A 12,776-nucleotide genomic window follows, 5' to 3' on the forward strand; every position below is an offset into this window, starting at 1 on the left:
ATAATTACTCCCTGTAAACTAATTAAATTCCAATTCGCCAGATAGAAGTTTAGGTAATAAACTGTCACGAACCTGAATTAGAACACTACTTTCCGAAACATTTGACTCTTTCATTTTGACGAAGTCTGTAGCAAGCTTCGAATATACCTCAGCTAATTCAGCTGCTGGAGTAACAAGTTGTTTAATAATAAACTCAGACCAATGACGCCTGTATTCTTGAAATTTTTGAAGGTCTTTTACAGCCTGGTATACCCACAATGTTGGGAAATCACAGCCTTCTATCGGAATTACATTCGCTGAAATGTCGAATGGCTCACATGACAAGTGTGTTACACATGTATGATCTCCGAAAATAAACATTGGTCTTTCTGGTGAAGCTTTAAAACCAGCAGTCCCGTTTTGATACCCCAACAAAACCCCAGCCCCTTGCTCAAAAACTGGTACATTTCCATGTGGCTCCACTTGCTTTTTAGTATATCTTTGCTTTGGTTTTAAACGGGTAATTACATTCTCAACTTTATCTACCCTCCAACCTTCTGGTATCTCCCCAAGTTCACTGGGTACAAGTTGACCAGGGAACAAATCGGCGATGGTTTGGAGTTGTTCTGTTGGGATGATGTCGCCTGCGCCTGCTATTGCTTGAATAGCGGCCTGTTGTTCGGCGGTGGCGATTTTTTCTGGTGTAGCGGCTGGGTTTTCTGCCAGTAATGCTTCACGGGCGGCGATTTTGGCTTTGGTTGGTTCAAAATCTACAAACCAGCTTTTGAAGATGGCTTGAGCAATATTTTCTAACGTATTGTTAATACCCGCATTAACTAATAACTTTTGATTAAAACCAAACCAAGAATTAGCAATGAAGCTCTGTAGTTCTTTTGGTGGAAGGTACACTGGAACTGAGCTTAAAATTGATGTGTTTAAATTCGGCATCGTTGCACCAACAGCGTGCTGCGAGATCCAACGCCTCACTTCAGGATGGGATAAAAAAGCATGGATATATTTAGCCGATATATCTCCGACTGGGCCAATACGAACTTTTATACAACCCGTGCCACAAAGCCATCCATCTTCCTTTTCTGACACAAGAACACATTTTTCTACATCACCTCTGCGGCTATAAACGATGTCTCCCATCTGTAACTTATGCTTTGATAAACGATTGACATCATCGACACTAACTCTCGCAATATCATCATCCAGGATCTTTTCGATAGATATATTCTTTGGCATTACTGATGGTATGCCGTCTTCGACATAATCAGATGCATGTAATTGACTTCCAAACGGGCCTGTTTGAATGCTTCCACCAGTTTCTTTACAAATTTGCCCAAGTGTCGTTATTTTCCAGCTAGCTGGACAAACAAAACTAGTAATCTCAGACATCGTAGCCAACCTTTTTAAGAGTATCCCTAAGCACACTCTCTAGCCGATCACTTTCTTCAAACTGTGCTTTGAGTTGAGACGTTAGTCGCGCCATTTTCTCTGCAAAGGGTTCGCCATCCTCTTCTTGCTCCGTTGCACCTACATAGCGCCCTGGCGTTAGCACAAAATCGTGCTTTTTGATTTCTTCGAGCTTGGCTGACTTACAGAATCCGGCGATGTCTAAATAAGGTTCTTCTGGATCGACTATTAATCCATCGATGTCGCTGTCTGCTTCAGCCTGTTTTTTCCAGGACATCACAGCTTCTTCACTATAGAAATCTTTTGATTGCCACTTATGGAAAGTCTCGGCTACTTTCTCTATATCTTCTGTAGTGAAGTCGCGTAGCACGCGGTCTTTCATATAGCCGAGGTTACGTGCATCTATAAACAACACTTCCCCTTTTCTATCTCGCAGGTTTCTGCCGTAGTCATTTACCCGTTCGCCTTTGTTTTTGGTTAAAAACCATATACAGGCTGGGATTTGCGTATTGGTAAACAGTTGGCCTGGCAATGCTACCATGCATTCAACCAGGTCATTTTCGATAAGCGCTTTGCGAATTGCGCCTTCATTGTTGGTGTTGGAACTCATGGAGCCGTTGGCAAGCAATAAGCCGAGAGATCCATTGGGAGCCAGGTGGTAGAGCATATGCTGCAACCACGCAAAGTTGGCGTTACCTGTGGGTGGTCTGCCGTACTTCCAGCGGGGATCGTCATCGGCTACGCCTGCATCCCACTCTTTCATGTTAAACGGTGGATTTGCCATGATGTAGTCGGCACGTAAGTCTGGGTGTTGGTTATTGGTGTAGGTACTGGCAGGCTCTTTTCCGAAGTTAAAATCTATTCCGCGAATAGCCATGTTCATGGCGGCTAACTGCCATGTTGTGTAGTTGTATTCCTGCCCGTAAATGCTCACGTCACCAATGCGGCCGCCATGTTCTGTTATGAACTTTTCAGATTGTACGAAAAAGCCACCGCTACCCATTGCTGGATCGTATACGCGGCCTTTGAATGGTTCCAGCATTTCAACAATCAGCGATACGATGGATTTTGGCGTGTAATATTGACCGCCTTTTTTACCTTCTGCTAAGGCAAACTGCCCCAAGAAGTATTCGTACACGTGCCCCAGAATGTCTTTACTATTCATGGTGGCATGGTTAAACGGAATGGTAGCAATCAGGTCGATGAGTTCGCCAAGTTTGCTCTGATCAATTTTTAAGGTGGTGTACTGTTTGTTGAGTACGCCTTTGAGCTTGGCGTTATCGCGTTCGATGGCTTCCAGTGCGTTATCGATTAACTGACCTACTGAGCGAATTTTCTTACCTGCTTTGCCTGTGGCTTTGTCGCCACCAATTTCGATTTCACCTCCGTTAACCACTTTGTTGTTATCTTGCAGGAATGACCAACGGGCTTCTTTGGGCACCCAGAACACGTTTTTCTCGGTGTAGAAGTCGCGAACTTCCAGTTCGGCGTTTACTTCTTCCAGGTACTCAGGGTCATTTTCGCCTTCGTCAAAGTCTGCCGGATCGATAAAGTATTCATCATCGGGGTTGCTGAATGCAGCTTTTAACTCTTGTTGGCGAATGGCGAACGCATCAGAAACATATTTGAGAAACACTAAACCTAATACTGCATGTTTATACTGGGCGGCATCCAATGTTGAACGTAGTTTATCTGCGGCATTCCACAGCTTCTTTTCAAGACTATTGAGAAATTCTTGTTCGTTGTTATCCACTTCTTTGTCCTAGTTACCACTCAACATCTTTAGGCACTTGATACTGATTATGTTGAGATTTAATTAATCCCTTGTCGAGTATTGAAAAAGCCAATGCTCTCAATACTTTTTAACTCTATCATCTGCTGTCAGAAAAACTCTACTTTAGTTGCATTTTTCGAGGTGGGGACGGTTTAAGTGCTAGAGGCATCGTTTTATTCAACCACTCTTTCTCATTTCTGTATAACCAATAAAAAGCATTTGGACAGGCATTTCGAATATCTTGTTTTATTGCTTGGGGATTAGCCTCTACAGATCTTAATATTTGCAGCTTATACCTTCTCCTTTTTGACTCATATTTCATTCTTTTTCTTCTTGTAACCAACTCAGGAACAGATGAAATCACCTGCTCGACACTGCCTGTTGATATGCATAGATGTTCTGCAATACATTTCCTGTGAAAGCCTCTTGCAGCAAACATTAAAATTATCGCTCGATATTCAGGAGTCACTTTCTTAGGTCTGCTTTCTAGCTCTATGTTTCTTTTGTATGCTAATCCTCTTAAGTAACATCTGCTTTTACCCGTTATTTTACTAATTTCAGAAAGTGACAGCCCTTTATTAAGAAGTTTTACGCACTTTTCTTCAATGTTCTCTTCAGCGATTGATTTCGCTTCATTTCTAACTTTAATAACTGGTTCACTATGCACTATCACTCTGCTTAATAAAAATTCGAGTAGGAGATATTTTATTGGGTGCTGACTAACACCACCTTTCAACAGGAAAAAGAGATACCTGACCTCCATCGGAGAACTTATCAGCAAGCTTGCTGATGTGTTATTTAAGCATTGACTAAATAGGTGGAGATCTTTGCACAATCTGCCTGTTTGGAAACGGCTATTTCCTAGCCCATAACCGCTGTGACGAATTCGCTCTTTGAGACTTTCTATAGAATAAGATTCTGTCGAAAGTATTCTAGCGAAGTATGTCTTAACGTATCCAGCAAACTCACTACTTTCATAACTACTAACCTCAGATTTTTGGCTAGGGTCGGGTAGAAAATAAGCAGGAAAGGTTCGGTTTTCAGAACAATTAACTTTAATAAGATTCAAAGAATGATGTGGGCATGTATCTATACCAGGAATTTGGTGGAACAAGTGCCAATAAGAAACCCCATGATTTTGGATGTCCTCTTTTGCACAATCAGGGCAATATTTGATTAAAGGAGGTTCGTTATTTTTAAAATTAGACAGCTGACATGCCCTGAATGCTGCCGCAGCATCGTCCTGCAATAATTTTGAAAATATCTGTTTCTTATATTTTGGAAGGAAAAATGCAAAAAAATGTCCAAGAGTTTGGTTTTTCAATATTGAGTTCACATCTTCTTTAGCTAATTCCGCTACACGGTTTGCACCGATGGTGAGAAAAGGGTGAATACTAACTCGTTTCCTCCCAAAAAAGTTAATTGCAAGGGTTTCTGGATTAAGACCAGTAAGCATCTGATACCGAATTAAACGGCTATATAAAGTTTCATCCGGCAACGCACTTGGGAATCCCATCTGGGCGCTATTTTCACTTGAAGTGATCTAAAGGGTCAGTACACAAGATGTTCTTGAGCTTCAGGATAGCAAATGGATCATCTTCACCCTCTACATCCCTTAACAGACTTGGATATTCTATCAAGCTAAGGACATCAATTTCGTTCATAGCATGTCTAATTTGAAGCTCAAACTCGCGATGCTGAGGCCTCGTTACATCGCGTATAGCATTTGGCTTAATACTATTTTCCGAAAAAGCCGTCGCCTTACCATGTAAGTGCTGTCTTTTATTACGCCTTGGTAATTGATTCTCTATTTTTAAATTACGTATTTCTTCTGTCTGTGATGACAGACCACAGGCTTTACGGTAAGCCTGTTCTAAAACAGCAACATTTATAGTTTCATCACCAGTGCCGATAACAAGCTGTTGAGCATTGCGGTATGTCCTGGACGCCATATCAACGTTACCTGCCGACAATTCGTGTAGCTTATCATTTAGATCCTCTGTTAACTCAGTAGTAACATTCGTCCAATGCAAATCCCACAATTCTTCAACAAAACACTCCCATGCATGACTATTACGCTCAAGAGGTTCCATAACAAAAAAACCGCCACTTTCAGCTCTCCGAGCGGCCTTTAAAGTTTTAGACAGTGTTTCGTCAAATGGTGGGTTTGCACAGAAAAGGAGAGCAATTCCTAACTTGTTAACTAGGCTATGAAGAAAATTTAATAGGTTATTTTCCCCTCCCGTACGATTAAAAACTAACCGCTGCATTTCATCAATGACCAAAATCCCTAGAAAATTTACTTTAATTTTCTGCTCTATCTGCCTCATTAGTTTCCCAATGGTACTTTCGGGCTTGGTTTTAGCTCCCCCTAAAGCCAGGTCAATTGACAGTAGTATCTCTTCACAAAGATCTCTTACGCTTGAGTTGTTTGGACAATCTACTTTCAACCAAACAATTTGCGTTTTGTGTTCCAGCTCGGTGCCATGATAAGAATCATGTTGAATTACACTCGGAAAGTAGTTTAAAACCTGTTCAAGAAGACTACTTTTTCCTACACCACTTTCACCAATAAGAGTAATTCCGTCACCTTTTGGTTCAAACCAACCTGTTTTAGGTTTTATATTTGGACGAGAATCAACTGGGTAATGCAAAAATTGCGAGGTTGTTGGGGTGAACGGATTTTTTGCAGAATAATTAGCCTTAATCGCAGTTTCGATAGCCCTAAAACAATCAAAATATAGAGGCAATGGCTGTCTTAGTGTTTTTAACCGCTGGGTATATTCTTCTCTTACTAACGGGTCTTCATGTCTTCTGATTTCCTTGTCTAGTGGTGGATAATATTGAAGCTTATCCATTATTTCACGTTGTTGCATTTTAGGAGGGAGTGCTTCTATTAGCGGGTTGCCTTTGTGCTCAGGTAGTATCGCTTCGTTGTACACCGCTTTTTCAGTTCTCATGTGTTAATCCTTCCTTCTTCGAGGAAGATAATAAACATCGTTTGATTGACTAGAATGTTTGTTTTGACTATGGACTTCGTCGCTTTTGCTCAATTGGTTAGTGGTATTTAAGATTTCATCTTTCCTGTTTTGCTTCACTTGACTAGTCTTCTTAGCAAAGCTGGTACTAGATTGCTTGGCTCTGGATCTCACAGAAGCTATTAGTTCACTCTTCTTTTTGCCAGATTCTATGGATTGAACGTTTATCGGCTTTTTATTCTTTGAGGTTTTAATCCAATCTAAAACATATTCTGCTTCTACCATTGGACAATTCTTCAATAAGTTACTCTTATTCAACAATATACATTTCTCAAATTCGTCCTGTCCTGGGAGCTTCACGTATATATAGTTGGTGGTGTTTTCATTTATTCTCGCATCCAACTTTATCCGCCCTTGTGTTCTAGCAAATGCGGCAAATTCACCTGACTTTATAAGCTCGTTCGAATAATATAATCCATTATATTCAACTCCATCTCTCGTCAAGTACGCATTAGCGCTAGGGTAGATCCTACCAATAACATCACTAACATCTGATATTTTCAGGGAGTGTTGAAAATTCTCAACATGGATTTTCCAATAATTAAGAGGAGTCGGTTCAAGATCGTTTTCAATCAGAAGGGAGCTTGCTCTACCTAAAGATTCGTACTGTTTATTATTCAATCTTAGTGCGGCCTCTATTAGGAGTTGCGTAAACTTCTTAAGTGTAAAGGCAGCATCTTTTCTAGGATCTTTGCTTCCTCGAACAACTTTCCCCCCCTTTGTCGACCCCAGTAGTTCATGTATTACTTCGCTATTCAACAGTCCAAATCGTCTTTCAACATAAGCCTTAAAGTCTGGACGGTAAGGCGGTGAAAATTGCAGTTCCATCATCGGGACTAAGGATTCTTGAGGTTTGAGTCCAATCATCTCACCGTTATCACACATTAGTCTCTGAGGGACATGAAATGCAGGCCAATCGGAATCAATTATGTCAACATTATATTCTTTGCAATAATCGCTTTTAGGTAGAAGAGCACTTGCAAGAGCCTGTCTAGCTGCCCGCCAACTAGCGTAATATAAAGAGACGTGCAAACCTACAATCATTGCGCTGCCGCGATCAACCACTGAGTAGATCGTTGGCCTACCCAATATCTTATCTGTATTCAATTCTGACACGATATGGACATCTGCAACGGTTGCATCAATTTCGTAACAGTTTCCTGGAGAAGCCCATTTAAGCTTCGAACTGCCTAGAAGGGCACGCCTATTGAGTTCAAAGTCTCTTTTTGTTGTCGTGTTTATTATTAGTTCTTTCGCAAAGAACTTCTTTTTCCAATAATACAATTGTCGATAACTCGGAACTTTTGGCTCACTCCCCAGAGCATCAGCCCTTCGGATTTCCTCTGCATAATATTCCCTGAGTAGCTGCTCATAAGTCTTTCTCAAATTTAAACCATCTGGCTTTAAGTGGTACTTTGACAAAGCACTTTTCATTTGTTTTTTGTCTATCGAAGTAAGGAGATAAATACCCGTATTTTGGGTCGCAAGTGTTCTGTTTTGTGGTGGGGCACCTATAGGTTTTTTATGAATATTCCTCTCAGAACCTACTACACCGCAGTTTGAATATTTTGGTAGTAATGCGTTTTTATCTTGACCATATTGCCAATATGAATTTAACAGCTTTGCGATATAATTCCGGTCTTTACCAACTAATCTCGCTTGTTGCGACAAGTCACTTATTCTCTTTTTCGTCGCATAATCGAAAAGAAATATCCTAGAGTCCACAAGCTTCTTTATCAGCTTAAAGTTTTTATCCCTAAGGTCTTTGTACTTTTTTTTAATCTCGGACTCTGCCAAGCGAATATAGGATGGCAAATCATACTTCCCTTTATATGCTCTACCTTCCTTAAGTTCAGCTTCGAAGCTCGAAATACTTACTGCAATTGGTCTGCGAACTTTGTTTGGGAAATCAAGCGGGAAGAGAATTAAACTGCTTTTGGGAAGAATATCTAATACTCGATACAGACCTGTTGAGACTAAACCACGCTCGTCTGCATTAATGTAAAAGACGTCGTTCTTATAAATTTCCAACTTTAAGCTCCCCCAAAAAGTCCCGCTTTTCCAAAATTTGAATAATTTTAGATTTATCGATTGGTGAGGACATTTCTACAATCAAGCGCTTTGTGCCGATCAGGTATCTAAGAACTTCATATCCTTTTTCCAACGATACATTCAATTCATCACTAATATGTTCCAGCAAATCATGAACTTTGTTGACTCCCAAGCGAATACTACTAATAGAATAGTCATCAACTAATTCCTGAAGACCTGCGGAAGGGTAGCGAACAAGTTGGCTCGCCCAGCTAATATTCTGAGCCTGACTCTCAGTCAACGAACTATTCCTGAAAATTTGGAATTTAACTCCGATCAAGTTCCAGAAAATTCTTTCTATCTCTAGCTTTTCAAGAGTTCTTTTACTTAAGCGTTCGTCCTTTGATTTAACCGATATTGCCTCAAAGTTCTTTTTTCCTCCTTCTAATCGGGTAACCAAAAAATCTGTCGTCATTACTACAGGTTCTTTCGAAGAGGGATGTTTCGGATGAGGAATATCTAGAGACTTGGATATCTGTAATGTTAAATTTATTGGAAGAAGGGGGAATTGCTCTCGAATATCAACTACTGAGTCAGAATACTCAGCTAAGTAGAAAAATTCAGTTTCAGATGCTGAAAGTAGATGATGTAATCGATTTGTTTTGAGTCCTTTTATCTTACTGCGAACCCCACTGGAAGGTACGTCCTGACTTCTTAACCAAGGAATGTAGGATTCACCGTCTCCCAGCCCATACCCTGATTTCAATGCCCGATTGAAATCAGCAAAACTTTGTAATTTCCTCTTCGCCAAAATACATATCCGTTTCCCTTACTTAGTTTAAGCATAGTCGACTTTTAGTAACGGTCAAACTTATTTGTAAAATAATTGTATTGCGGTCAAACTCAATTGTCTACGGTCAAACTTAATTGTAATTACACACTTTTTAAACTACCTGCCCTGCTGCCCAGCCGCTGCTCCACGCCCATTGGAAATTAAAGCCGCCTAGCCAACCGGTAACGTCAACCACTTCGCCAATGAAGTAAAGGCCTTCGACGTTTTTTGCCATCATGGTCTTTGATGAGAGCTCATTGGTATCTACACCGCCTATGGTAACCTCCGCCGTGCGATAGCCTTCAGTGCCGTTGGGTTTCACCTGCCAATTCTCCAGCGTGTCTGCGATCGCATCGCACTCACTGTGGGTAAGCTGTTTCACCGGCACGTTGCGCCAATTATGATACTCAATAAAACTTTGCACCATTCGCTTGGGGAATACTTTATTTAAACAGGTAGCCAACAATGCATCGGGGGTTTCAGTACGTGCGGTTTGTATAAGCGCCGTGGCGTCGTCATTGGGCAGCGTATTAATACTTAAGCTGTCACCCGCCTCCCAATAGCTGGAAATTTGAAGCATGGCGGGGCCACTTAAACCACGGTGAGTAAAAAGCATGGCTTCCTTAAAGGTGGTGTCGTTACAGCTAGCATAAACATCGACCGCTATTCCACTAAGTTCAGCCAGTGTGGCTTTATCTTTATCGTGCAAGGTAAACGGCACCAGAGCAGCGCGAGTCGGCAACACGTTTAGGCCAAATTGCTCGGCAATTTTGTAGCCAAATGGCGTGGCGCCGAGTTTTGGCATGCTCAACCCACCCGTAGCAATAACGAGCGACTCACACTGATAATCGCCATTAGAAGTTGTAAGTAAATACCCACTTTCGGTTTTCTTGACGTCTAAAATATCGCAGCGAGTAGTAATGGTAACACCGGCTTTGTTGCATTCATTAAGCAATAAATCGACGATATCTTTCGCGCTGTCGTCGCAGAATAATTGGCCCAAAGTTTTTTCATGATAGGCAATACCATGCTCGGCAACCAAACCAATAAAGTCCCACTGGGTATAGCGGCTTAATGCAGACTTACAAAAGTGAGGGTTTTGCGATAGGAAATTGGCGGGTTCTGCATACATATTGGTGAAATTACACCGTCCACCGCCTGACATAAGAATTTTCCGGCCCACTTTTTTAGCGTGATCGAGCACTTCTACGCTGCGTCCGCGCGCTCCCGCTTGTGCCGCACAAAAAAGTCCTGCAGCCCCAGCACCGATAACAACAACATCGCGCTTAATCACTCTATATTTACCTTACATCACGCTAAAAAAACGCGCGCAAATTGCCGCGCGGATTAAGAACTCGGAATTATACGTAATAAACCCTACTGCACAATGCAAAGCCTTGGCTCAGGGCAAATTTAATCTAGGCCGTGTTGAAAGTAGCAGCATTAAAACAACACTGTGCTTTGTGTTTTAAAGTTTAGTTCTTAATTGATTTAAATTCGGTTACTATTAAACCAATCACCATACGAAGGATCTTTCATGGCCATAAAGTCTAATTTGAGCAGTGTAGACCGTTACTTACGAGGTGCTATCGGTATAAGCGTCACAGCGTTCGCGATTTTTAACGGTGGCATTATCGAAGACGTTTTCATTGAAGTTTTATTAGGGATCTTTGGATGTCTAAACCTTATTTCGCTCTTTACGGGATGGTGCCCGGTATATCAGGTCGCTGGAATAAGTACGAAGGAAAAGGCCTAGAATTGAGTAAGGCTTAATGGAGCACTCTCCGTCTCTACCTAAAAAAACTGCCATTCGCTCAAAGTTAATTTTTGCGTGTTTAACGGTGTCTATTCTTATAAGTGCAATTTACGTCACCGTTTCTTATCGATTAACCTCAGATGTGAATAAACAGGCAGAAATAAAAAGCATGCAGTTGCGCCTTTCTTTGATCACTAAAGAGGTGAATAAAACTGCTCAATTACAAACAGACAGCCTGCAAATCATAAAAGAGCTCATATCAGAAGAAGAGACGGCAACCTTCGTCAATATTAGCCAAAACGAAAAACAATTCACCATTACTCATAACTTCGATAATCAGTTAATCGAAGAATTGGTGCTGACCATCGACAATCAACGTTTCGTTGACCCTCCTAACCAACCATTAATTTCGCTGAGAGATAAAAGCTATCTTTGGTCCATTGCCACAGACCGTGGTGTTACCATCATTTATGCAAGAGAGGCCGCGTTACTGGAAGCCGCGCTATCCACCGTTGCTAAACGACTACTCATCACCACAGTTATCGTTTTTTGGATAGCCGTTTGGCTGGCGTTAACCCTTTCTTCGATGATTGCCAAACGGGCAGATGAAATAAACGATGCGCTTACCCGTCTTGCAACACATGATTCGCTTACTGGGCTTCCTAACAGCTTCTATCTTAAGGAATTGCTGCTGCACTTCGCAAATACGAAGAGCGACAGCGGCTCTTCCGGTCAAGCCTGCCTTTTTGCTATCGATTTAGATAAATTTAAAGACGTTAACGACGCATTTGGACACAGTGCTGGCGACCAACTTTTGATCACATTGTCTCACCGTATATCAGCGATACTTAAAAAGCCATGTGAACTCATTCGTGTTGGAGGCGACGAATTTATCATTTGGGCACCGGATTTTTCTGTTGAAGAGGGGATTGCGCTGGCCAAAAAGGTGATCAATGTCTGCGACACCACTATTCCTTTGAACGGTCTGGAAGTGAACACGGGTGCCAGTGTTGGCTTTTCTCATTATCCCTCCCATACCGACAGCCTAGAATCCTTGTTGTCATGTGCAGATACCGCGATGTACAAGGCTAAAAAACAACGCAGTGGATGGGAAGTTTATGATGCGCAAAGTCGTATCAGCAACGAACGGGACATCATGTTAAGGGCCGAGCTCAATACTGCGATGCTAGAAAGGCAGCTCATATTACATTTTCAACCCAAAGTGGATATCCGCACCGGTGCGATAATTGGTGTTGAAGGACTCTGCCGCTGGCAGCACCCCTCACTCGGCCTGCTAAGTCCCTACCATTTTATTGATCTTATTGAACACTCTGGGAAAGTACAGGATTTCGGGCGCTACATTATTCAGTCAGCAATTGAACATGCTCGTCACTGGCGAGACGAGAATATCGACGTTCCCATTGCAATTAACTTGTCTCCGTATAATTTACTCGACCCTATGCTGGCCAGCTACATTTCACAGCTGCTTCGCGAGTATGACCTACCTGCTGGTGTTATCGAAATTGAGCTCACCGAAAATGAGACCTGCATCAACATCGACCATATCAATAGCGCACTAAGTGATATAAGAGACATTGGGATTGAAATTGCTATTGATGATTTTGGTACAGGCATGAGCTCATTAGCATACTTAGACAACTTAAAAGCTAATACCATTAAGATTGATAAGTCTTTTATCTCAGATATTGATACCAATCGTGGGCACCAAGCTATTGTCGCTTCTGCATTAACCCTCGCCGACACCTTTGAATGTAAGGTTTTAGCAGAAGGAGTAGAAACGCAATCTCAAGTTGACACGCTTCTAACACTCGGCTGCTTCTACGCACAAGGATACTTTTTTGCTAAACCCATGAGCGAAGAAGATATTAAACACTACATAAAGACAACATGTGTCTAGCCGGTTTCGGGTCGCTTGCCTATTAACCG

The 12,776-nt window shown here is 41.7% G+C and carries 9 protein-coding genes; 2 read left to right on the forward strand and 7 right to left on the reverse strand.

What is annotated here, in order from left to right; all coding sequences use genetic code 11:
- Positions 1-18 precede the first annotated feature (18 nt).
- The 7 genes from GVO63_RS19520 to GVO63_RS11015 form a co-directional block, all read right to left on the reverse strand.
- Positions 19-1,380 (reverse strand): restriction endonuclease subunit S, encoded by a 1,362-nt coding sequence (locus GVO63_RS19520; protein WP_201281905.1) that lies wholly within the window; start codon positions 1,378-1,380, stop codon positions 19-21.
- Positions 1,373-3,151 carry a class I SAM-dependent DNA methyltransferase gene (locus GVO63_RS10990; RefSeq protein ID WP_159579844.1) on the reverse strand — a complete coding sequence of 593 codons (1,779 nt, stop codon included), beginning with the start codon at positions 3,149-3,151 and terminating at the stop codon, positions 1,373-1,375. The genes GVO63_RS19520 and GVO63_RS10990 overlap by 8 nt, the downstream gene beginning before the upstream one ends.
- A gap of 139 nt (positions 3,152-3,290) precedes the next feature.
- Positions 3,291-4,688, reverse strand: coding sequence for a TnsD family Tn7-like transposition protein (locus tag GVO63_RS10995; protein ID WP_159579846.1), 1,398 nt, complete (start codon positions 4,686-4,688; stop codon positions 3,291-3,293).
- A gap of 13 nt (positions 4,689-4,701) precedes the next feature.
- Positions 4,702-6,132 (reverse strand): ATP-binding protein, encoded by a 1,431-nt coding sequence (locus tag GVO63_RS11000; RefSeq protein WP_159579848.1) that lies wholly within the window; start codon positions 6,130-6,132, stop codon positions 4,702-4,704.
- A gap of 3 nt (positions 6,133-6,135) precedes the next feature.
- Entirely contained in the window at positions 6,136-8,241 is a 2,106-nt protein-coding gene (locus GVO63_RS11005; protein WP_159579850.1) for a transposase, read from the reverse strand.
- Positions 8,228-9,052: a TnsA endonuclease N-terminal domain-containing protein gene (locus GVO63_RS11010; protein WP_159579852.1), complete on the reverse strand. Its 825-nt coding sequence runs from the start codon at positions 9,050-9,052 to the stop codon at positions 8,228-8,230. The genes GVO63_RS11005 and GVO63_RS11010 overlap by 14 nt, the downstream gene beginning before the upstream one ends.
- A 133-nt stretch (positions 9,053-9,185) precedes the next feature.
- Positions 9,186-10,367 carry an NAD(P)/FAD-dependent oxidoreductase gene (locus GVO63_RS11015; RefSeq protein WP_159579854.1) on the reverse strand — a complete coding sequence of 394 codons (1,182 nt, stop codon included), beginning with the start codon at positions 10,365-10,367 and terminating at the stop codon, positions 9,186-9,188.
- 243 nt (positions 10,368-10,610) lie between these two features.
- Between GVO63_RS11015 and GVO63_RS11020 the strand changes: the two genes are divergently transcribed.
- Both GVO63_RS11020 and GVO63_RS11025 read left to right on the forward strand, forming a co-directional pair.
- Complete coding sequence (locus GVO63_RS11020; RefSeq protein WP_159492132.1) at positions 10,611-10,829, forward strand: DUF2892 domain-containing protein; 219 nt, start codon at positions 10,611-10,613, stop codon at positions 10,827-10,829.
- 16 nt (positions 10,830-10,845) lie between these two features.
- On the forward strand, positions 10,846-12,747 hold the full coding sequence (locus GVO63_RS11025; protein ID WP_159579856.1) for a bifunctional diguanylate cyclase/phosphodiesterase: 1,902 nt from the start codon (positions 10,846-10,848) through the stop codon (positions 12,745-12,747).
- Positions 12,748-12,776 lie beyond the last annotated feature (29 nt).

The organism is Alteromonas sp. KUL106 (assembly GCF_009811415.1).
Classification (GTDB): Bacteria; Pseudomonadota; Gammaproteobacteria; order Enterobacterales; family Alteromonadaceae; genus Alteromonas.

Coding starts and splice junctions, on each gene's coding strand:
- GVO63_RS11025 (WP_159579856.1), top strand. CDS start 10,846: ATGGAGCACTCTCCGTCTCTACCTAAAAAAACTGCCATTCGCTCAAAG.
- GVO63_RS19520 (WP_201281905.1), bottom strand. CDS start 1,380: ATGTCTGAGATTACTAGTTTTGTTTGTCCAGCTAGCTGGAAAATAACG.
- GVO63_RS11000 (WP_159579848.1), bottom strand. CDS start 6,132: ATGAGAACTGAAAAAGCGGTGTACAACGAAGCGATACTACCTGAGCAC.
- GVO63_RS11020 (WP_159492132.1), top strand. CDS start 10,611: ATGGCCATAAAGTCTAATTTGAGCAGTGTAGACCGTTACTTACGAGGT.
- GVO63_RS10995 (WP_159579846.1), bottom strand. CDS start 4,688: ATGGGATTCCCAAGTGCGTTGCCGGATGAAACTTTATATAGCCGTTTA.